Origin of the sequence: uncultured Lutibacter sp. (genome assembly GCF_947495725.1) — a bacterium.
Classification (GTDB): domain Bacteria; phylum Bacteroidota; class Bacteroidia; order Flavobacteriales; family Flavobacteriaceae; genus Lutibacter.
Window position 1 is genome coordinate 720,168 of sequence record NZ_CANLZZ010000002.1, and the last position, 23,090, is coordinate 743,257.

The window sequence follows — 23,090 nt, forward strand, 5'->3', positions numbered from 1 at the left end:
CTCTACAACTCAAAAATTAAAATAATTATGTCAAAAAAAATACTGATTTGTTTTGGTACAAGACCAGAAGCCATAAAAATGTGTTCCTTAATACATGAATTGAAGAAGGATGCTACTTATTTAATAAAAGTATGTGTTACGGCGCAACATAGAGAAATGTTAGATCAAGTGTTAGAATTTTTTGAAATAACTCCTGATTTTGATTTAGATATTATGAAAGCAAATCAATCTCTAAATGAGCTAAGTGGTAGGATTTTTATAAAGATGGATGCAGTATTAAGCGATTTTCATCCGGATTTGGTGCTAGTACATGGCGATACAACTACTTCTAGCGTATGCGCTTGGGCTGCCTTTAATAAAGGTGTTAAAGTTGGACATGTAGAGGCTGGTTTAAGAACTTTTGACAAAACTTCTCCTTTTCCTGAAGAATTAAATAGGCAAATAACAGGTCGTATTTCCGATTATCATTTTGCGCCAACTATAATTTCAAGAAATAATTTGATTGGAGAAAACGTGTTGGAATCTGATATTAAGGTTACTGGAAATACTGTAATAGATTCATTATATTGGGCAGTAGATAAATTGAAAAACAATTATAAAAATGAAACAATTGTTGATTTAGAAGCAACTTTAGATTTTACTAAAAAAATAATTTTAGTAACTGGTCATAGACGAGAAAACTTTGGAGAAGGGTTTTTAAATATTTGTAAAGCATTAAAACAAATTGCAAAAGACACATCCGTAGAAATTGTGTATCCTGTTCATTTAAATCCAAATGTACAGAAACCTGTAATTGAGTTATTGTCGGGATATTCAAATATTCATTTAATAACGCCCTTAGATTACCCATCATTTGTTTGGATGATGATGCAAGCGTATTTAATTATAACCGATTCAGGTGGGGTACAAGAAGAAGCACCATCATTAGGGAAGCCTGTGTTGGTTATGAGAGATACTACAGAACGCCCCGAAGCTGTAACTACGGGTACCGTTAAATTAGTAGGGACGAATTTTCAAGCTATTACTCAAAATACAAAAGAGTTATTAGAAAAAACCGCCTTGTATGAAAAAATGACAAAAGCACACAATCCTTATGGAGATGGACAAGCAACTAAAAAAATTGTTGAATTTATAAAACAAAAACTAGGATGATCCCTAAAATAATTCACTATTGTTGGTTTGGTGGTAACCCGTTACCTCCTTTGGCTTTAAAATGCATTGCTTCTTGGAAAAAATACTTGCCAGAATACGAAATAAAAGAATGGAATGAAGATAATTTCAACGTAGAACAATATCCATTTGCAATGGAAGCATTGGAACATAAAAAATTCGCATTTATTTCAGATGTTTGTAGATTACATGCATTAAAAGAAGAAGGAGGTATATACATGGATACGGATGTTGAAGTACTACGTTCGTTAGATGATTTTTTAAATAAAACTGCTTTTTCGGGTTTTGAAAATGATGATTTTGTACCTACTGGTATCATGGCAAGTGAAAAAGGAAGCGCCTGGGCAACTGAAATGTTAGCTTATTATAATAATCGTTCATTTATAAGGGAAAATGGAGAGTTGGATACTACTTCAAATACGTATATAATTACACAGTTAATGAAAAAGAAAGGCTTTAAAATGAACAATACCTTTCAAGAAATTGAAAACTATGTAACTTTTTATCCTAATGATTATTTTTGCCCAAAGAGTTACAAGACAGGAAATATTGAACTGACAGAGAATTCTTATTGTATTCATCATTTTGCAAAATCATGGATTCCATTTAGAAAGAAATGGAAAAATATTATTAAGATGAAAGCTATGAATATTTTTGGATATAAAAGGGTTCAAAAAATAATTGATTTTATTAAAAAATAAATTATGAAGATACTTTATTTAACTGATCAAATTTATTTAGCTGGAGGTGCTGAGAAAATATTAATTCAAAAAATGAATTATTGGATTGAAGTTTTTAATTATGACGTTACTTTAATAACAACAAATCAAAAGGGACATTCACCTTTTTATAAATTAAACAAGGCTGCAAAACTTATTGATCTAGAGATTAATTACGTTGAAGGTTTAAGTTTTTTTGGTCCTACTAATTTTTTAAAATTACCTATTCATATATTAAAACTCAAAAGAGAATTAACAAGTTTAAAACCAGATGCAATATTTGTGATTTCTAAATCATTCGTAAGAATAATTACTCCATTTTTATCTAAAGATATTGCAATTTTTAACGAATATCATACATCATATTATGCAACAAAACTAAAGTTAGAAACATGTTCGTTTTTTCAAAAAACAAAAACAAAAGCAATTGGTTATATTAATTCATTAATTGAAACTTTATATACTAAAATTATATTTCTAAATGAAGAGGAGTATAACTATTATAATCTAAAAAATGCTGTAGTAATTCCAAATTTTTTTGATGCCAACTTGTCGAATAAATCTATTAAAAAAAAGAAGAGTGTTATATCTTTAGGGAGATTATGTAATCAGAAAGGATTTGATATGTTGATAGATGCATGGGAGATTGTTGATAAAGAAGTTATAGATTGGGAGTTAAATATATATGGGGATGGTGATGATTTTGAAATTTTAAATAAAAAAATTAAAAAGATAGAATTTAATAACCCTATTAACTTAAGGTTAGCAATTAATAACGTAAATGAGAAGCTAATGGAATCATCTTTTTATGTAATGAGTTCAAGATTCGAAACTTTCCCTATGGTGCTTCTAGAAGCATTTTCAAATAAGTTACCTGTTATTTCTTTTGATAGTCCTACAGGTGCAAGAAATATTATAACTGATATGGAGGATGGTTTTTTAATAGATCCATATAACATAAACCAACTTGCAAGTAAAATCATTTGCTTAATGAATGATAAAGAATTAAGAGATAAAATGTCAGAAAGAGCCCTAATTAATGTAAAAAGATTTAATGCCGAAAAAATAATGAAACAATGGGATCTTTTGATTAAATCAAATTTAAAGTCATATTACAAGTGATAATTAATGCAATCTTGCCCTTACCTTATTACACTCCAATGTTTTATAATACAGTATTGGTGGTGGTTGTTTTAGCAGCATTACAGCTATTTACCAAAGGATATGTGATTTATTATCCTAGCAAAAAGGAATTTGCATCTTTATTTTTATTGATAGTGGTTACTTTATATATAGGCTTGAGACCTATTAGTGGTCGTTACTTTGGTGATATGGGTACATATAATAATTATTTTAAACAATATGCTTCAGGTTTAGAAATTAGACGTTTAAATGATATTTTATGGCAAGTATTCATGAAATTTTCCAGTGGTATTATGTCAGCTAAAATGTTCTTTTTGGTTTGTGCTACATTGTACATTTTACCGTTGTATATGGCTGCGAAAAAATGGTTAGCTAAAGATCGCTACTTTTTATTTTTAATGTTAATAGCCTCTTTTTCTTTTTGGGCATATGGTACCAATGGAATTAGAAACGGTGTTGCATCTTCACTTTTTATTTTAGCACTCTCATATAATAAAAATAACTTTTTAAAATACGGATTAATGATAATAGCTTATGGAGTACATGGTAGCATGTTAATACCAATATCTGCTTTTGTTTTATCAATTTTTTATAAAAATCCTAAATATTATTTATTGGGTTGGGGATTGTGCATTCCTGTATCCTTAGCTTTTGGGGGAGTTTTTGAAACGCTGTTTTTATCACTTGGAATAGGAGGGGATAGAATAGGCTATATAAATATGGAAGGATTTGAAGAACAATTCTCTTCTACGGGTTTCCGATGGGATTTTCTTTTGTATAGTATGGCAGCTGTATTTTCGGGATACTATTTTATTATTAAAAGAAAATTTAAAGACGCTATATATATTCAATTATTTAATATTTATGTTACTACCAATGCTTTTTGGATTTTAATGATTAGAGCTACTTTTTCAAACAGGTTTGCTTATTTGTCTTGGTTTTTAATGGCGGTTATTATATTTTATCCTTTTTTTAAAGAACAATTTTTTAAGAAGCAACAAAAAGTGTTGGCATATACACTGTTAGTTTATTTTGGATTTACCTATTTTATGTTTTTAATTACCTAGTTTATGAAATTAGTAACTGTTTTTACACCTACCTATAATAGAGCATATTGTTTACATCAATTGTACGATAGTTTGGTACAACAAACATCAACAAATTTTTATTGGTTAATAATTGATGATGGATCTATAGATAACACCGAAGAATTGGTAGCATCTTGGATAAAAGAAGATAAAGTAGAAATTCAGTATATCTTCCAAGAAAATCAAGGGATGCATGGAGCGCATAATACAGCTTACAGTTTAATAAAAACCGAATTAAATGTGTGTATCGATTCCGACGATTTTATGCCAGATAATGCCATTGAATTGATAGAAAATACATGGGAAAGTATCCAAAATAAAGAGGCAATTGCAGGTTTAATTGGTTATGATATTTTTAAAGATGCTACACCAATTGGTAAAGCAATCCCGAAAACAATAAAACAAACCACTTTAACAGATTTGTACAAAAAGCACCAAATACCTGGAGATAAAAAATTGGTATTTAGAACAGAAGTTGTAAATAAATTTCCTAAATATCCCATTTTCAAAGGAGAGCGTTTTGTGCCACTGGGGATTTTATATTTAATGATCGATCAAAAATATGAATTAGTATGTATTCCAGAACCCTTGTGTGTGGTAGAATATTTAGAGGATGGTTCAAGTTTGAATATGTTAAAACAATATATAAATAATCCAAAAGGGTTTGCTTTTTCAAGAAATATACGTATGAAATATGCATATAATTTGAAAGATTTAATTAAAAATGCAATACATTATGTTTCAAGTAATTTGATTATTGGTAAAAGTAATTTTATTAAAAAATCAGAAAGTAAATTAATAACCGTGTTAGTTATTCCTTTTGGATTACTACTTTATATGTATATAATGATTAAAGTTAAATTGCTAAATTTTAAAAGTAAATAGTATTATGTCTAAACCAATTAGAGTTTTACATGTAGTTACAATTATGAATTTAGGAGGTATTGAGGCCTTTATAATGAATTTTTATAGGAATATAGATAGGAGTAAAATCCAGTTTGATTTCATTGTACATAGAAAAATTAGGGGGCATTTTGATGATGAAATTGAAAAACTAGGTGGGGTAATTTATAGATTTAATAGTATCAGTTTAAATAACATTATTACATATAATATAAAATTAAATAAATTCTTTAAAAATCATACTGAATATAGTATTATTCATTCGCATATAAGTTCCAATAGCTTTTTTGTTTTAAACACAGCTAAGAGGTTTAAAATAAAATGTAGGATTGCCCATAGTCATAGTAATGCAGCTATAGGTCCAAAAAGAATATTAAAAATATTGCTTAAAATATTACTGATTAGGCAACCAACTCATTTTTTTGCGTGTAGTGAAGATGCTGCTAAATGGCTTTTTAGTGAAAAACAATTACCTAAAGTTAAGTTATTTAAAAATGCAATTGTTACAGATAATTTTAAATTTGATAAAAAAAGAAGAGATGATTTAAGAAGTCTTTATAATATTAATAGTAAAACAGTATATGGTCACATTGGTAATTTTAATTTAGAGAAAAATCATTTTTTCTTATTAGAAATTTTTAGTGAAATAATGAAAATTGATTCAAACTCAAAATTGTTGTTAATTGGAGATGGTAAGTTACGTGAAGAGATTTATAGTAAAATAATAAAATTAAAATTAGATGATTGTGTTGAATTAATGGGGTCTCGCGAAGACATATCAGATATTTTGCAGATGGTAGATATTTTTATTTTCCCTTCTTTTTTTGAGGGTTTTGGTATTGTAGCTATTGAAGCTCAGGCATCGGGTTTAAAAACATTTGTGTCAGACTCCCTACCTAAGGAAATATTTATCACAAATAATATTTTTAAAATTTCTTTAAATAAAACAGCCAAACAATGGGCTAATATAATTTACAATAACCAAAATAAACTTGAAAGAGAAGACCAATATAAAATAGTTGCCAATGAAGGGTATGATATAAAATCAAATGTAATTAAGTTGCAAAAATTTTATTTGCGAAATTCTTAACTTTTTATGAAAGAAAAATTTTACATCTTTTTACCTAATATTTTTCAGAATATTTTAATAAGTATCTTTAATATGTTGGCTTATAGAAAACGTTATGGTGGATGTTATAAAAATTATTTAGAATTATTTAAACAGAATAGAAACCTTTTATTTGTTGATTTGAAGATAATTCAACAAAAAGAATTTAGGAAACTTGTTCAACATGCCATTGATAAATCTCTATTTTATAGAAAATTATATGCAAATATTCAAAATGTTACTGATTTAAATAATATTCAATCATTACCTATTGTTAATAAGGAAATGTTTAGGAAAAATATTAACCAAGTTTATACAGTTGGAAAAAAGAATGGTATTTTATCAAAAACAGGAGGAACAACAGGTAAATCCTTAGAAGTACTTTTCACATTTGAAAATATGCAGGAAAGATTTGCAATGTTAGATGATTTTCGATTACGTTTTGGTTATAAATTAGGGAGAAAAACAGCTTGGTTTTCAGGTAAGAATTTATTAACAATAAAAGATGTTAAGAAAAATAGATTCTGGAAAATAGATCATTGGTATAATGTAAGGTACTATTCGACATTTCATATTAAAGAAGCATATTTACACTATTATATTGAAAATTTAATAAAATTTGAGCCTGAGTATTTAGTTGGTTTTCCATCGTCAATATTAGAAATAGCTAAGTTTGGTTTAAAAAATAAGTATGCGTTTCCAGAAAATACTGTGAAGGCTATTTTTCCAACAGCAGAAACCGTTACAAGTGAAATGAGAAATTGTATTGAGTTGTTTTTTAAATCAAAAATGTATGACCAATACGCATCTTCTGAAGGAGCTCCATTTATTTTGGAATGTACTAAGGGTAATCTTCATTTAGAATTACAAAGTGGTGTTTTTGAAGTTTTAGACGATAATAATGCCCCTTGTAAAAAAGGTAGGCTCGTTGTTACTTCTTTTACAACCTATGGTACTCCTTTAATTAGATATGATATAGGTGATTCTATTGAACTGAGCGATGCAAATTGTACCTGTGGTAATAACAACCCATTAGTAAAGAAAATTTTAGGAAGAATTGATGATTATGTGTATTCCCCAGAAGCTGGTAAAATTAATTTAGGCAATATTTCTAATACCCTGAAGGATACAAAAGGCATTGTAATATTTCAAGTACATCAAAATGCATTGGATACTTTAGATATTGAAATTATTATAGATGAACAATTATTTACCAAAGAAATTGAAAAGATTTTTATTAAAAATTGGAGAGATCGTGTTGGTATAAAAATGAACATTAACCTAAATTATGTAAAAGTAATTGATATAGAGAAAAGTGGTAAATATAGGATGGTAAAAAATAATATTAAACATTTAATTTAAAGTGATAAAGCCTATCCTAATTAGAATAACTACAGTTCCCATCTCTTTAGATAAGCTTATTGAAGGCCAACTGTCTTTTATGAAAAGTAATTATGAGGTGTTAGCGGTTAGTTCTAGTGGTGAAATATTAATGCAGGTTGGCAAAAAAGAGGGTGTTCGAGTTGTACCAATTGAAATGTCGCGTGCCATTACTCCGTTTAAAGATGTTAAGGCCGTTTGGCAATTGTACAAATTATTTAAAAAAGAACAACCTTTAATAGTGCATACGCATACCCCAAAAGCAGGTATTGCTGGTATGTTGGCAGCGAAATTAGCGCAGGTTCCTATAAGATTACATACCGTAGCTGGAATGCCATTATTAGAAACAACAGGAATAAAAAGAACCATATTAAATGCAGTAGAGAAGCTAACCTATGGTTGCGCGACTAGGGTATATCCAAATTCAAAAGGTTTAGAAAGCATTATTAAAAAACATAAGTTTACTAAAACAGATAAATTAAAAGTGTTGGCAAATGGTAGTTCCAATGGTATTAACACCTCACATTTCGATCCACAATTATTTACAAGTACACAAAATGATAATTTAAAAAATCAACTAGGGATTTCGGCAAATGATTTTGTTTTTATTTTTGTTGGTAGATTGGTGGGCGATAAAGGGATTAATGAATTGGTAGCAGGGTTTAAGGAGTTGTCAGACAGGAGTGATAAGTTGTCAGTTAAGAGTGATGAGTCGTCAATGGACAGGCAGCAGGCAACAACTAAATCTCTAAACTTCAAACTACTATTAGTAGGTCCTTTAGAAACAGAGTTAGATCCCTTGAAATCTGAAACAATAAAAGAAATTGAAGAGAATTCGAATATTATATCTGTAGGATGGCAAGCAGATGTTCGCCCATATTTTGCTGTTAGTAATTGTTTAGTTTTTCCAAGTTACCGAGAAGGTTTTCCCAATGTAGTGCTACAAGCTGGAGCAATGGGTTTGCCAAGTATTGTAAGTAATATTAATGGTTGTAATGAAATTATTGAGCAAGGTAAAAATGGATGGATTATTCCTGTAAAAGATACAGAGGCCATTGCAAATGCTATGGAAAAAAGTGTGTCAGATGTAGCTAGTTTTAATGAGGTAAAAATGCATTGTAGAAAAATGATTCAAGATCGTTTCGAGCAAAAGGTTGTTTGGGAGGCGTTGTTGGAAGAATATCAGAGGTTGGAGAATTGGCACTTTGAGAAATGAAATAGAACGTCATCCTAAACTCCACCGTCATCCCGAACCTACCGTCATCCTGAACCATCCCGTCATCCTGAACTTGATTCAGGATCTCATGATTGAAACTCAAAACAAAAAGATACCGGATCGAGTCCGGCATGACGCATATTAGTAGCTGCTGAATGATACTTCGACAAGCTCAGTATGACATTAGCATAACTAACAAGAAGCAACGTCATCCTGAACCCCACCGTCATCCTGAACTTGTTTAGCTCCGCTGAATCTTCGATTTCAGGATCTCATGATTTGAACTCAAAACAAAAAGATACCGGATCAAGTCAGGCATGACGAGTTAAAGAATGCCCGCATCCCGAACCTACCGTCATCCTAAACTCCACCGTCATCCTGAACTTGTTTCAGGATCTCATGATTTGAACTGCGCATTTTGTTTATTTCATTTAATCTGCAGATATCGAATCGAGTCCGGCATGACGCATATTAGTAACTGTTGGCTATACTTCGACAAGCTCAGTATGACATTAGCATAACTAACAAGAAGCAACCTCATCCTAAATCCCACCGTCATCCTGAACTTGTTTAGCTCCGCTGAATCTTCGATTTCAGTATCTCATGATTGAAACTCAAAACAAAAAGATACCGGATCAAGTCAGGCATGACGAATATTAACGGATTTAAAGCCATTTGGAGTTGTACTTTTTAAACATAATTGCAACCTAGTGAAATAAAGTTTAAATTTACCCTAAAAAAAGTGTATAAAGCCATTGTTAAGCGTTGTTTAGATTTTGTATTGTCTCTATTAGGGTTACTGTTTTTATCGCCAGTATTATTGATAATTACCCTATTGTTAGCAATTGCTAATCAAGGAAAACCCTTCTTTTTTCAAGTGCGTCCTGGTAAAAATGAACAATTGTTTAAAATAATTAAATTTAAAACGATGAATGATAAAAAGGATGCCGAAGGAAACTTATTAGATGATACTATTAGACTAACCAAAATTGGTCATTTTGTTAGGAAAACATCCTTAGATGAAATTCCACAGTTGTTAAACGTGTTAAAAGGAGATATGAGTTTGATAGGGCCTAGACCTTTGTTACCTCAATATTTACCGTTGTACAATGCTGAACAAAAAAAACGACACTTGGTTAGGCCAGGTATAACAGGATGGGCACAAGTAAATGGTAGAAACGCCATTAGTTGGCAGCAAAAATTTGAGTATGATGTATGGTATGTAAAGCATTTAAGTTTTAAATTAGATGTTCAAATTATCATTAAAACAATTAAAAAAGTAATAAAGTCGGAAGGCGTGTATGCGGGAGCTACTATTACTATGAATCGATTTAAAGGAAATAATTAGGAAATGTATTTATACGGAGCAAGCGGACATTGTAAAGTGATTATTGATAGCATTCAATCATCTTCGAATGTTGAAATTGAAGGTGTTTTTGATGATAATGAAACGCTAAAGGAAATTTTAGATATTCCGGTCTATAGATTTGATACTTTTGATAAAAGTAAGGTTCGGGAATTATTTGTAAGTGTTGGAAATAATAAAATTAGAAAATCTATTGTTGAAGCCATACCAGCAACATATAAATCGGTGTTTCATAAAAGTGCTGTTATTTCCAAATATGCCACCATAGACGAAGGTACTTGTGTATTGCCAAATGCAGTTGTAAATGCAGGGGCAAAAATAGGGAAGCATTGCATAATAAACTCAGGAGCAATTGTAGAGCACGATGTTCAGTTGGAAGATTATGTTCATATATCTCCAAATGCCTCATTGGCTGGAAATGTGAAAATTGGAGAAGGTACCCATATAGGTATTGGAGCGCAGGTAATACAAGGAATAAAAATTGGTAAGTGGGTAACCATTGGAGCAGGAACTGTTGTAATTAGAGATGTACCTGATAGCACGTTGTTTGTAGGGAACCCAGCACGAGAGGTTAAAAAGTAATTGGCATATTCGATATTTTAATACTTACAACATCCTGAACCCACCGTCATCCTGAACCCCACCGTCATCCTGAACAATCCGTCATCCTGAACTTGTTTAGCTCCGCTGAATCTTCGATTTCAGGATCTCATTATTTGAACTACGCATTTTGTTTGTTTCATTTAATCGACAGATACCGAAATCGCAGATTCACGAACTCAAAAACATTAAATAAAAAATAATAGTGAGTAATCAAGTCCGGCATGACGTGTATTAGTAGCTGCTGACTATACTTCGACAAGCTCAGTATGACATTTGCATAACTAACAAGAAGCAACGTCATCCTAAACCCCAACGTCATCCTGAATCTTCGATTTCAGGATCTCATGACAGCAACAGTAATTTAATAGATACTAAAACATACTTCGACAAGCTCAGTATGACATTTGCATAAACTTTACCTAATTCATTTAATGATGCTATATTAACCTTATTATTTAACAAAAAATACAATCTTTTCGCAATCAAAATAAATTACCTTAATTTTGCGTTTTAAATAAAATTGCAACCTCATGAGTAAAAAAATATGGCTTTCCTCTCCCCATATGGGTGGTACTGAGCAGAAATATGTACAAGAAGCATTTGACACTAATTGGGTTGCTCCTTTAGGCCCTAATGTAAATGCATTTGAACAGGGACTCGAAAATTATTTAGGAGAGGATACTTATGTTGCTGCACTCAGTTCAGGAACAGCAGCCATACATTTAGCGTTGGTTTTATTAGGTGTTTCACAGGGAGATGAAGTATTGTGTCAAAGCTTTACATTTTCAGCTTCTGCAAACCCAATAGTATACCAAGGGGCAACACCTGTTTTTATCGATAGCGAGCTCGAAACTTGGAATTTATGTCCTGAGCAATTAGAAATAGCTATTTTAGATAGGCTAAAAAAAGGTAAAAAACCAAAAGCTATTATTGCAGTGCATTTGTATGGAATGCCGTATAATGTGACAAAAATTCATGAATTGGGTCTAAAATATGAAATCCCCATTATTGAGGATAGCGCAGAGGCTTTAGGAAGTAAGGTTGGAACTAAAAAATGCGGAGCATTTGGTGATTATTCAATTCTTTCTTTTAATGGGAATAAAATTATTACTTCTTCTGGAGGAGGAGCTTTGGTAACAAACGGTTCAGTGGAAAAAGAAAAAGCAATTTTTTTAGCAACACAAGCAAGGGATAATGCACCACATTATGAACACTCAGCCATTGGTTACAATTATAGGATGTCTAATATTGTTGCAGGGGTTGGAAGAGGGCAATTAGAGGTGTTAGAAGATAGGGTTTTGGCAAGACGTAACAACTACAATTATTACAAAGATCAGGTTGAAAATAACGATTTTTTATTTTTAAGTGAACCTGATAATTATTTTTCAAATAGATGGTTAACTTGTATTTTAACGCCTTCATTTGAAATAAGAGAAAAAATTAGGCTATCTTTAGAAAAGAAAAATATTGAATCGAGACCACTGTGGAAGCCAATGCATATGCAACCAATATTTAAAGGTTGTGATAGTTTTAAGAACGGAAATTCTGAAAACTTGTTTAATATTGGATTGTGTTTGCCTAGTGGATCTAATCTAACTGAAAATGAATTGGAAAGAATTGTTGGGGTTCTAAACAGTTTTTAATATGTTAAGTAGTGTTTTTAAAGAGCTATTAAAAAGAAATACACCAAGATGGCTGGTACTGTTAATCGATTTATACATTGTTGTAAATACGTTTGTTTTTTCTTATTTAATACGTTTTAATTTTAGTTTAAGTTTTGATACTTCAAAACTTATGTTACAATTACCTGTGGTAATTGCGGCATCGCTTGTCTCATTTTTATTGGTAGGTTCCTATAAAGGAATTATTAGACATACAGGTTTAAAAGACTCGCTAAATGTAATTAATGCGAGTATATTGATTTCTGCATTGTTAATTGGTGTTGTAATGTTGAATTTACATTATCAAGTTGTTTCAAAATTTACGATACCACGATCTATTATTGCCATCCATTTTTTATTGAATGTGGTATTCTTAATTTTTAGCAGATACTTTTACAAAGAATTGTATAGAGTGTTTATGGTGGGGAATGAAATTGATAAGCGAGTATTAATTTATGGTGCTGGTGAGGCAGGCCTATTGGTGTACTCTATGTTACATGAAGACAAGGCAAATAATATTCAAACAATTGCTTTTATTGATGATGATAAGAGAAAATGGAAGAGTAAATTAAATGGGGTAACTGTGCTAGGTTCGTCTAATATTAGTGAAGATTATATTGTTAGAAAGAAAATAGATGAAATAATTATTTCAATTCAAAATATAAAACCTTCACGTTTGCTAGAAATTGTGGACGAAATTTCGAAACTTCCAGTTGAGGTTAAAATTGTACCTCCAATAAAATCATGGATTGATGGCGGTTTAAAACTTAGACAAATAAAATCGGTTAACATTGAGGATTTATTGGGGAGAACTCCCATTGAAATAGACAATCCCATTTTAAAAGAAGAGTTTTTTAATAAAGTTATTTTAGTAACGGGTGCAGCCGGATCTATCGGTAGTGAAATTGCACGGCAACTTATTAATTTTAATTATAAAAAAATTGTGTTAATTGATCAGGCTGAATCTGAGTTGTACAATTTACAACAGTATTTTGTAAATCAGCAAGTGAATAATGTGGTATGCGTTGTAGCCGATATTCAAAATAAAGACCGAATGGAGTTGCTGTTTAAAAAGCATCAGCCACACATTGTTTTTCATGCCGCTGCATATAAGCATGTGCCGTTTATGGAGGAAAATCCATACGAGGCAGTTAGAACAAATGTAATGGGAAGTAAAAATATTGCCTCTATTGCAGCACTTAATAATGTGGAAAAATTTGTGATGGTATCTACGGATAAGGCAGTAAACCCTACTAATATTATGGGAGCTTCAAAACGCATTGCAGAGAAATATATCAATTGTTTAAATGCGAACAGTAATACCAAGTTTATTACAACGCGTTTTGGGAATGTGTTGGGATCTAACGGATCGGTAATTCCACTATTTACGCAGCAAATAAAAAATGGAGGCCCCGTAACTGTTACGCACAAAGAGATTACACGTTATTTTATGACCATACCAGAAGCTTGTCAATTGGTTCTTGAAGCAGGTTGTATGGGTAAAGGAGGAGAAATATTTGTGTTTGATATGGGGAAATCTATAAAGATATTTGATTTAGCCTTAAATATGATTCGCCTTTCTGGTTTGAAATACCCAGATGATATAGCCATTAAAATTACGGGCCTGCGTCCAGGAGAAAAAATATATGAAGAGTTGTTAGCAACTTCAGAAAATACAAAAGAAACACATCATAAAAAAATTATGATAGCTGAGGTAGCACCGCTTAATGTTAAAAAAACATTGAACGAAATAGAAGAGTTATGTATATTGAATACACCATGTAGTTTAGAGAAAACCGTTCTAAAAATGAAACAGATTGTACCTGAGTTTATTTCAAATAACTCAAAATATGAGGTAATGGATACGGTAACAAAATTAGAATAAATATATTTGCAAAAAAGAGTAGATGAAAAATAATTATATTAAAGTAACTTATATGCTTATAATGGTGTTGATGGTAACGTCAGCCTGTGTTTCTAAAAAGGATATGATTTATTTTCAAAATGAAGAAGCTGTTAAAAACGCCTTATTAAATGAATATGCTCCAAAAATTCAAACAGATGACTTGTTAAGTATTTTTGTAAGTGCAGAAGATGTTGAATCTTCCAACCCATTTAATTTGTATGAAGGTGGGCAAGGTGCTGCACAAAGGCCAATCAATTATTTGGTTACTCCAAATGGGATGATTACATTTCCGGTTTTAGGTGAAATTAAAGTAGCTGGATTTACAACAAATGAATTGAAAGCCTTGTTAATATCAAAACTGACTTTATATATTAAAAAACCTATTGTTACCATACGTTTAGAAAATTTTAGAATTTCGGTTTTAGGAGAAGTAAAATCGCCTGGGGCATTTAGTATTTTAAATGAACAAGTGTCGATTCCAGAAGCATTGGCATTGGCAGGAGATTTAACAATCCAAGGAAAAAGAAAAAATATTTTATTACTGCGAAAGAATGGAGATCAAATGGAAAGTATTCGTTTGGATTTAACAGATAAATCTATATTTAAATCTCCTTACTATTATTTAGCTCAAAATGATATTTTATATGTTGAGCCGAATAGAGCTAAAGTAAATTCATCGGCAATTGGAACAACTTCATCATTAATTTCAATTGCAACTGCAGTACTTTCGTTAGTACTTATATTAACACGTTAAAAAAATGCAAGACAATCAGCAATTAAGTCCTATCAATTTTAATGAAGGAACAATTAATATTCGCGAAGAAATAGAGAAATATGCATATCATTGGAAATGGTTTGTTTTAAGCATAGTTTTAACGCTAGCGGTAGTATTTATTTATTTACGTTATGTACCCAATGAATATGAAGCGGCTGCCACCATTTTAATCGAGGATGCTGAAAATAGTGAATTATCGGCATTTAAAGATTTAGGGATTATTGGAACAACAAAAGCTCCTTTAGAAAATGAAATAGAATTGCTAAAATCTCGAAGTTTAGTAAAAAGAGTTGCTGAAGAATTAAACTTAAATGTTACTTATTTTAGACAAGGTAGAGTTATAGAAGCGGAGTTTTTTCATACGAAGTCACCGATAAATGTTAATTTTTTAATGGATGATGCGTTGTTGGAAAATACAACGGCGAGTTTTACAATTGAAATTATTTCAGAAGAGGAGTTTATTTTAAAAACAGCATTAGAAGAAACCACATATGCTTTTGGAGAAAAAGTAGCAATGTCGTTTGGGGAGTTTATAATTACACCCAAAGAACGTAAATCAATTATAATTGGAGAAGAGTTAACAGTTAAAATAAGTCCTTTAAAGTGGGTTGTAGAAAGTTACAGAAACAGAATACAAGTGAATGTAGTGAATTCTTCAAGTGTTATTAGAATAAGTTTAAAAGATAGAGTTAAGGAAAAAGCACAGGAAGTAATAGACAATTTAATAAAACAGTATAATGAAGATGCTGTAAATGATAAAAGTTTAATAGCTAAAAGAACCAATGAATTCATAAATGAGCGTATAGAAATTATAAATAAAGATTTGTCGTTGGTAGAGGCGGGTGTAGAAAATTTTAAAACCAATAATAGAGTTACCGATATTTCATCAGAAGCTGGAATTGTATTGCAGTCGAGAACGGAATTGGACAAGAAAATTATTAATCTAAGCACTCAGATGAAACTTGTAGAGTATGTGGATACTTATATAAAATCGAATGGAGAGGAGCTTATACCTGCCAATATTGGAGTTGATGATCCTACCATAAATACGAGTACAGCGAAGTACAATGAATTAATTTTAGAACGAAATAGAATATTGAATAGTTCTAGTGAATTAAACCCTACTATTGTAAATTTAAATGCGCAAATAGACCAATTTAAAAGAAATATAGCGCTTAGTTTAGGTAATTTAAAATCGTCATTAGCCATTGGGTTGAAGGATGCAAAAACTCAGGAAGGTAGGTTTAATGCGAAAATTTCAAGAGTTCCTAAACAAGAACGAGAGTTTAGAGATATTAAGAGACAGCAAGAAATTATTGAAGCATTATATTTGTATTTATTGCAAAAAAGAGAAGAAAATGCCATTTCATTAGCGGTAACTTTACCAAACGCTAAAATTGTTGATAAGGCATTTGGAAATGATTTTCCCGTGTCTCCAAACAGGAAAGTTTATTACTTAGCTGCTTTATTGGTAGGTTCATTGTTGCCTTTTTTGATATTGTATGTTGTGTTTTTATTAGATAATAAAGTACATACACGAAAAGATGTGGAAGAAGTTTTAAATGTTCCTATTTTAGGGGATGTACCAAAAACAATGTCACAAGAGAAAGTGGTCATATCAGATAGTGATCGTGATGGGAAGGCAGAGTCTTTCCGATTGCTTAGAACCAATGTTAATTTTATGCTTTCGGGTGTACAAAAAAATGCAAAAACCATTTTTATAACGTCTACCATTGGAGGAGAAGGAAAAACCTTTATCGCTATTAATTTAGCATCTGTTTTAGCGCTTACCAATAAAAAAGTATTGCTAATTGGAGGGGATATTCGAAAGCCAAAGTTGGCTACTTATTTAAATTTTAAATCTACTAAGAAAGGACTTTCACATTACCTTATGGATACCTCATTGCAACCTTCAGATGTAATACAGCGAGTAGAAGGAACACAGTTTGATCTTCTAGAGTCAGGAATTGTTGCGCCAAATCCTTCTGAATTATTAATGAATGGTAGGTTCGAAGAAGTTTTAAAATATGGGCAGGAACAATATGATTATGTGATTGTTGATACGGCCCCAGTAAGTGTAGTTACGGATACGTTGTTATACGGACATCAGGCAGATTTATTAATTTATGTAATACGAGCTAATTATTTAGATAAGCGTTTGTTAGATGTTCCAAGTAAATTATATAAAGAAAAACGCCTTCCAAATATGGCCATTTTAATAAATGATACCGATGTAGAACGTGGTTATGGATATGGCTACGGTTATGGTTACGGTTATACTCAAGAGCTAAAACCAAAGAAATGGTGGCGTAAACTTATGCCTTTTTAATTTATAGGGTTAAGGTGAGACTTAGGAGATACGAAGGATTAGCTTTGTGTTAAAAGGAATTATTTCTTGTTGGTTCGTTATCCTGAACTTGGTTCGTGATCTCATGTTTGGTACTATGTATTTTGTTGCTAACTTTTAATCAAAAGATGCTGAACTAAATTCAGCATGACGTGCATTGAGTAATATAGTTCAGCAGGACGTATAGAACAAGTATATCATCGTCATCCTAAAAAAACCGTCATCCTGAACTTGGTTCAGGATCTCATGCTTGTAACTACCCATTTTATTTGTAACTCCTAATTAGTAGCTACTGAAACAAGGTTCAGTATAAAATACTTTCATAACCATTTAATGATAGATTGTTTATTTTTCAATTTACAATAACAATGAATTATTCTCAATAACCGGCTGTACAAGTTTTACTAATTTTTGATCATTTATTGACTCTAAAAAGTCCAAATGCCTGTTGCTATGGGTGTCAGTGCCAACGAAATCTACTAGTCCATCTTTCAATAATTTTTTAGCAATATTTTGAACACCTTTTCCATAATAGGTCGATAAGGATAATAAGTTTAGTTGAAACGAGCACCCAGCTTCTTTTAATTTTAAATATTCGGAAAAATTTGTGTGATAAAACAAATACCGTTCAGGATGTGCTAATATGGGTTTGTATCCCGCAATTTGAATTTTAAATAATATCTCTTTAAGGTTAATAGGTGGATTTAAATAAGACAATTCCACTAAAATATAATCATCTTTTATGCAAAGTAACTTTTCGGTTTCTAGTAATTTTTCAAAATTAGAATCTAGTAAATATTCGGCAGCGGCTCTCAATTGTAGGGGATGAGCACTGTGTTTACTTAAGTAATCTTTTAATTCATATAATTTTTGGTTGATACTGGCTGAAGTGTTATTCCAAACACCATCCATAATATGTGGTGTTGCTACAAAATTATTGATTCCAAATTGCTGCATTCTTTTTATAAGAGCAAGAGATTGTTCAAAGCTTTTTGATCCATCATCAATAGCAGGCAGTAAATGGGAATGTATATCAATAAATGAATTGTTAAACAATGCAATTAAAGGTGTTTTATTTTTTTTGAAAAGAGAAAGCATAGTTTTAAAAAGCGCCTGTTTTAGTTAATTTAATAAATCCACCAACGTTAGTAGGTAGAAAGTCGCCAAAGTCTGCAGCAGTACCAACTGAAATATCGAAAGGAATTTTATTGTTTTTGTAAAACAGTTCGAGATATGGCGAAAACTGATTTTCACTAAAATCTTCATTAAACCAACCTACGTAATTCGTAAAAGTAATAGATGTTTTGTACTGTATGTTTGTAGTAAGAACTCCCTTTAATCCCAAATTAAATGAACTAAATCTACTTTGGGCAATTCCATTTGTAATTCCATTAACGGGATCTTTAGGAACAAAAAAAGGTGAGCCTATTGTATTTCCAAAATAAGTCCAACCACTTTGATAAATAGTATTGTTAAAATAATTATCAGAGAGCTTATTGGGTGAAGTCGCTCTTCCTTGATGCTTCGTATGTTGATATTCAAAAAGTACATGGGAAATAATACTATTTGGTTTTTTTAAATCAAAAAACAAACCATACAAGGCATCCGGATAATTAGATAATTCTCTACCGCTTGCGTCTTCAAAAGGATGCGACAAGTAAAAGTTCCAATTTAGTTGTTTTCCCATATGATTTAATTGCACCAAATAATTACCCACATGATTTCCTAAAGCATTCACTTGCTCTCCAGAATTTGAAGATTCGCCTCCCTCACTTCCCGAAATAATTTTTAGATAATCTTTAAAGCTAGAAGGTTGTTTGCCAAATTCTTCCGAAGTTCCTCGCCATTGCACATAATGATCTAAACCTATAATCAACTCTAATTTAGAATTTAAGACGGATTTTAAATACAAACTTTTATGATGTAGCCCAGCATTATCAACAACCCGTTTGTCGTTTAAAAAATATTCAGCATAATTTACTTTGGCACTCAGCCATTTTTTTGCGAATGGGAGTGTTATATAATTCTTAGTTTTGATGTTTATTCCTGGGTAAGTTCTGGCATTTATAGATTTAATAATGTTTCCGTTGGAAACTGATAAACCTTCAAATTGAATGTTGTCGTTTTTGCTTCCCAAATCTACTTGAATGTTGTTGATTAAGAAACTACCATATAATTCATTAATAAATACATCATTTTTGTCGGCAACATAACCAGTAATAGAAGCTTTATAGGAGAAATCAATCAATTGTCCCGAGTTTTTAAAATCTGAGAAAATAGCGGTATTTAATAAAATGTTATTGCTATTAGGAATAGCTCCAAATTTATTGGCTCTTAAAAAAAAAGGTAAAGACTCTTTAGCTGAGACGTTCGAATTTAGTTCAATCGAATAATTTTGTGCTTGTAATTGAGATATAACGCATAAAATAATACTTAGATTAAATAGCCTTTTAAACAGTGATATTTTCATAAATATAAATTACCAAATAAAAACAAAGTTAATTAATTTAAATCAATGATTTTTGGGGCTTTTTATTGTTTCAAACGACATTTATAAATGTATATTGTTTAAAATTTATGGTTTAAATTTATAGTTTTCATTATGAAAAACCGATTTAAGTGTTTTTTTTCTAAATTTTATATGTGGGGTGAATATTTTTTATAAAAATGATTGGTGTTTTAATTTTTATGTATAGATTTGTGCTCATATTTAAGGAATTATGTTAACAAACAACACTTGGAATAGCTTCTATTTTTACTTTTATTTTAACAATAAGAGATGAGGCTTTGTATGTGTTAGTTACAAAATATAAATTATAAAGTCTCGAAATTATTTCGGGATTTTTTTTTGACAATATACCAACTAATGAAAGTAGCAATTCAAGGAATAAAAGGATCTTTTCACCATATTGTGGCGGAGAAATATTTTGGAAAAAATATAGACTTGTTAGAGTGTTTGTCTTTTTCTGAAATGCCCGATCTGTTAAAAAATAAAGAGGCAGATGTACTTATTATGGCAATAGAAAACTCTATTGCTGGTGCAATTTTACCTAATTATGCACTTATTGATGATCATCAATTAACAATTTGTGGTGAATTTCATTTACCTATTCAGCATAATTTAATGGCTTTAAATGGGCAATCGATAGAAGATATTAAAGAAGTATATTCACATCCTATGGCACTATTACAGTGCCATAAATTTTTTAAAGACTATCCGCATATTAAATTAATTGAAGACAAAGATACTGCATCGGTAGCTAAAAGAATTCGCGATAATAACTTAAAAGGTGTTGGAGCAATTGCAAGTGTTTTGGCGGCCGAGACCTATGATTTAACTATTTTGGCTGCAGAAATTCAAACAATAAAAGAGAATCAAACTCGATTTTTTATTATTACTAATAATAAAGATAAAAGTAGTGTTTCGGCTAATAAGGCTTCAATTAAGTTTACTACAAGTCATAGTTCGGGAAGTTTGGCAGAAGTATTAACTATTTTAGCAAAACACGATTTAAATTTATCTAAAATACAATCGATGCCAGTTATTGAAACTCCTTGGAAATATGCATTTTTTGCGGATTTTATATTTAAAAGTTATGCCGATTATTTTAATGCAATTGAAGAAGTAAAAGATAAAGTTGAAGCATTGGAAATTTTAGGAGAATACAACAAAGGAAAAAGATAATGATACAAAAAGCTGACAGACTAAGTGATGTTAAAGAATACTACTTTTCTAAAAAATTAAGAGAAGTGGCAGCTTTAAGAAATGAAGGGAAACCAATAATTAATATAGCTATTGGAAGTCCAGATTTACAACCACCTGCAAGTGTAATTCAAGCGCTCCAAAATGCGGTTGAACTACCAAACGCGCACCAATATCAAAGTTACCAGGGAATACCTGAATTGCGCGAAGGAATTTGCAATTTTTACAAAGAAAAATACAATGTTTCATTAAATATGAATACCGAGGTGCTTCCACTAATGGGGTCCAAGGAAGGTATTATGCATATTTCAATGGCATTTTTAAATAAAGGAGATAAGGTTTTAATTCCAAATCCGGGTTATCCTACCTATGCTTCAGTAACAAATTTAGTGCAAGCTGAAGCAATCAATTATGATTTAAATGAAGCTTCTAATTGGTTACCAAATTTTGAGGAGTTAGAAAAAGAAGATTTAACCAATGTTAAAATTATGTGGGTTAATTACCCTCATATGCCTACAGGAGCCGTTGCAAGCAAAGAAAATTTTAAACAATTAATTGCATTTGCAAAAAAACACGATATTTTAATTGTAAACGACAACCCTTACAGTTTTATATTGCATAAAAATCCAATTAGTATTTTAGAAGTTGAAGGAGGTAAAGAAGTGGCTATTGAATTAAATTCTTTAAGCAAAACCTTTAATATGGCTGGTTGGCGTGTTGGAATGGTAGTTGGAGATGCTTCAATAATTAAAACCATATTACAAGTAAAAAGCAATATGGATTCTGGAATGTTTTTAGGAATTCAAAAAGGAGCAGTGGAAGCTTTTAAATTGAATAATGATTGGTTTGAAAGTCAGAATGAGATATACAGAAATAGAAGAGCAATAGTTTGGAAAATATTTGATGCGTTAAATTGCACCTATGATAAAACTATTGGAGGATTATTTGTTTGGGCTAAGTTACCTGAAGGAATAACTTCTGAAGAAATTACAGACGAATTATTGTACACTAAAAATGTATTTATTACACCTGGAACCATATTTGGCTCAAATGGAGCAGGATATATAAGGGCTTCATTATGTGTTGAAGAAACGGTTTTGAACGAAGTTTTAGACAGATTAACAACTGAAAATTAAGGTTATGAAAAAATTAGTTGTAATAGGTTTAGGATTAATTGGTGGATCGTTGGCGTTGGACTTGAAAAAACGAGGCAATTTTAAAGTGTATGGTATGGATCAAAATCCAGCTCATATTAAAAAATCTATTGAACTTGGTGTAATTGATGAAGAAATTTCATTTGCCGATATAACAAATGCAGATGTAATTATAATTGCTGTGCCGGTTAATGTAGTAGCAGGTTTAACCTTGAAAGTACTGGATATTATTTCAGATACAACGTTGGTTTTTGATGTTGGTTCAGTAAAAAATGAAATATGTAAAGAAATTTCAAGTCATTCAAAAAGAAAGAATTTTGTGGCTGCACATCCTTTAGCTGGAACTGAATTTTCGGGACCCGAAGCGGCTATTTATGATTTATTTGATGAAAAAGTAAACATCATTTGTGAAGCAGATAAAACGGATTGGAGGATTTTAGATAATGCTATTAGTTTATTTAAACTATTGAATATGCGTATAAAAATGATGAATCCTGTGGAGCACGATAGGCACATTGCATATGTTTCACATTTATCGCACGTAAGTTCTTTTATGTTAGGAAAAACGGTGTTGGAAATTGAAAAAAATGAACAAGCTATTTTTGATATGGCAAGCACTGGTTTTGCTTCAACAGTTCGTTTGGCTAAAAGTTCAGCAAATACTTGGACACCTATTTTTTTAGAAAATAAAGAAAACATTATAAAGTCGTTAGACGAGTATATCAAAAACTTGAACGAATTTAAAGAATTGATAAAAAACAATAATGCCGAAGCATTGAACGAATCAATGAATGGTACAAATTATATTAAAAGTATATTAAACGGAATTAAAGAAAGCAACTAAATAA

General features: G+C 30.9%; 19 protein-coding genes. 17 read left to right on the forward strand and 2 right to left on the reverse strand.

The features are described 5' to 3' along the window. Nucleotides 1-27: 27 nt before the first annotated feature. The 14 genes from wecB (at nucleotide 28) to Q0776_RS06590 (ending at nucleotide 17,367) form a co-directional block, all read left to right on the forward strand. The gene (gene wecB, locus Q0776_RS06525; protein ID WP_298366200.1) at nucleotides 28-1,152 is read left to right on the forward strand and encodes a UDP-N-acetylglucosamine 2-epimerase (non-hydrolyzing); all 1,125 of its coding nucleotides are present in this window, start codon (nucleotides 28-30) and stop codon (nucleotides 1,150-1,152) included. Next, entirely contained in the window at nucleotides 1,149-1,871 is a 723-nt protein-coding gene (locus Q0776_RS06530) for a glycosyltransferase (RefSeq protein ID WP_298366202.1), read from the forward strand. The genes wecB and Q0776_RS06530 overlap by 4 nt, the downstream gene beginning before the upstream one ends. 3 nt (nucleotides 1,872-1,874) lie before the next feature. Next, nucleotides 1,875-3,011: a glycosyltransferase family 4 protein gene (locus Q0776_RS06535; RefSeq protein WP_298366204.1), complete on the forward strand. Its 1,137-nt coding sequence runs from the start codon at nucleotides 1,875-1,877 to the stop codon at nucleotides 3,009-3,011. Between the two features lie 38 nt (nucleotides 3,012-3,049). Then, nucleotides 3,050-4,099 (forward strand): EpsG family protein, encoded by a 1,050-nt coding sequence (locus Q0776_RS06540; protein ID WP_298366207.1) that lies wholly within the window; start codon nucleotides 3,050-3,052, stop codon nucleotides 4,097-4,099. Nucleotides 4,100-4,102: 3 nt separating this feature from the next. Continuing rightward, on the forward strand, nucleotides 4,103-5,005 hold the full coding sequence (locus Q0776_RS06545) for a glycosyltransferase family 2 protein (RefSeq protein ID WP_298366209.1): 903 nt from the start codon (nucleotides 4,103-4,105) through the stop codon (nucleotides 5,003-5,005). A gap of 4 nt (nucleotides 5,006-5,009) precedes the next feature. Continuing rightward, the gene (locus tag Q0776_RS06550; RefSeq protein ID WP_298366210.1) at nucleotides 5,010-6,113 is read left to right on the forward strand and encodes a glycosyltransferase family 1 protein; all 1,104 of its coding nucleotides are present in this window, start codon (nucleotides 5,010-5,012) and stop codon (nucleotides 6,111-6,113) included. Nucleotides 6,114-6,119: 6 nt separating this feature from the next. Continuing rightward, nucleotides 6,120-7,493: a phenylacetate--CoA ligase family protein gene (locus Q0776_RS06555; protein ID WP_298366212.1), complete on the forward strand. Its 1,374-nt coding sequence runs from the start codon at nucleotides 6,120-6,122 to the stop codon at nucleotides 7,491-7,493. Between the two features lie 79 nt (nucleotides 7,494-7,572). Further along, the gene (locus Q0776_RS06560) at nucleotides 7,573-8,727 is read left to right on the forward strand and encodes a glycosyltransferase family 4 protein (protein ID WP_298366214.1); all 1,155 of its coding nucleotides are present in this window, start codon (nucleotides 7,573-7,575) and stop codon (nucleotides 8,725-8,727) included. 742 nt (nucleotides 8,728-9,469) lie between these two features. Then, nucleotides 9,470-10,075 carry a sugar transferase gene (locus Q0776_RS06565; protein WP_298366216.1) on the forward strand — a complete coding sequence of 202 codons (606 nt, stop codon included), beginning with the start codon at nucleotides 9,470-9,472 and terminating at the stop codon, nucleotides 10,073-10,075. A gap of 3 nt (nucleotides 10,076-10,078) precedes the next feature. Then, nucleotides 10,079-10,675: an acetyltransferase gene (locus Q0776_RS06570; RefSeq protein ID WP_298366218.1), complete on the forward strand. Its 597-nt coding sequence runs from the start codon at nucleotides 10,079-10,081 to the stop codon at nucleotides 10,673-10,675. A gap of 551 nt (nucleotides 10,676-11,226) precedes the next feature. Further along, complete coding sequence (locus Q0776_RS06575) at nucleotides 11,227-12,339, forward strand: DegT/DnrJ/EryC1/StrS family aminotransferase (RefSeq protein WP_298366221.1); 1,113 nt, start codon at nucleotides 11,227-11,229, stop codon at nucleotides 12,337-12,339. Between the two features lies 1 nt (nucleotide 12,340). Continuing rightward, the gene (locus Q0776_RS06580; RefSeq protein WP_298366223.1) at nucleotides 12,341-14,242 is read left to right on the forward strand and encodes a nucleoside-diphosphate sugar epimerase/dehydratase; all 1,902 of its coding nucleotides are present in this window, start codon (nucleotides 12,341-12,343) and stop codon (nucleotides 14,240-14,242) included. Between the two features lie 22 nt (nucleotides 14,243-14,264). After that, complete coding sequence (locus tag Q0776_RS06585; RefSeq protein ID WP_298366225.1) at nucleotides 14,265-15,017, forward strand: polysaccharide biosynthesis/export family protein; 753 nt, start codon at nucleotides 14,265-14,267, stop codon at nucleotides 15,015-15,017. 4 nt (nucleotides 15,018-15,021) lie between these two features. Next, nucleotides 15,022-17,367 carry a polysaccharide biosynthesis tyrosine autokinase gene (locus Q0776_RS06590; protein ID WP_298366227.1) on the forward strand — a complete coding sequence of 782 codons (2,346 nt, stop codon included), beginning with the start codon at nucleotides 15,022-15,024 and terminating at the stop codon, nucleotides 17,365-17,367. 375 nt (nucleotides 17,368-17,742) lie between these two features. Here the strand turns inward: Q0776_RS06590 and Q0776_RS06595 are convergent, their stop codons facing one another. Beyond that, nucleotides 17,743-18,483: a CpsB/CapC family capsule biosynthesis tyrosine phosphatase gene (locus tag Q0776_RS06595; RefSeq protein ID WP_298366230.1), complete on the reverse strand. Its 741-nt coding sequence runs from the start codon at nucleotides 18,481-18,483 to the stop codon at nucleotides 17,743-17,745. 4 nt (nucleotides 18,484-18,487) lie between these two features. Next, nucleotides 18,488-19,855, reverse strand: coding sequence for a capsule assembly Wzi family protein (locus tag Q0776_RS06600; RefSeq protein ID WP_298366232.1), 1,368 nt, complete (start codon nucleotides 19,853-19,855; stop codon nucleotides 18,488-18,490). 396 nt (nucleotides 19,856-20,251) lie between these two features. On the opposite strand from Q0776_RS06600, the gene Q0776_RS06605 reads away from it, so the two are divergent. The 3 genes from Q0776_RS06605 to Q0776_RS06615 are packed head-to-tail and all read left to right on the forward strand — an operon-like array spanning nucleotide 20,252 to nucleotide 23,086. Next, nucleotides 20,252-21,070, forward strand: a complete 819-nt coding sequence (locus tag Q0776_RS06605) for a prephenate dehydratase (protein WP_298366234.1) — start codon at nucleotides 20,252-20,254, stop codon at nucleotides 21,068-21,070. Then, nucleotides 21,070-22,224: an aminotransferase class I/II-fold pyridoxal phosphate-dependent enzyme gene (locus Q0776_RS06610; RefSeq protein WP_298366236.1), complete on the forward strand. Its 1,155-nt coding sequence runs from the start codon at nucleotides 21,070-21,072 to the stop codon at nucleotides 22,222-22,224. The genes Q0776_RS06605 and Q0776_RS06610 overlap by 1 nt, the downstream gene beginning before the upstream one ends. Nucleotides 22,225-22,228: 4 nt before the next feature. Beyond that, complete coding sequence (locus Q0776_RS06615) at nucleotides 22,229-23,086, forward strand: prephenate dehydrogenase (protein ID WP_298366238.1); 858 nt, start codon at nucleotides 22,229-22,231, stop codon at nucleotides 23,084-23,086. The last annotated feature ends 4 nt before the right edge of the window (nucleotides 23,087-23,090 follow it).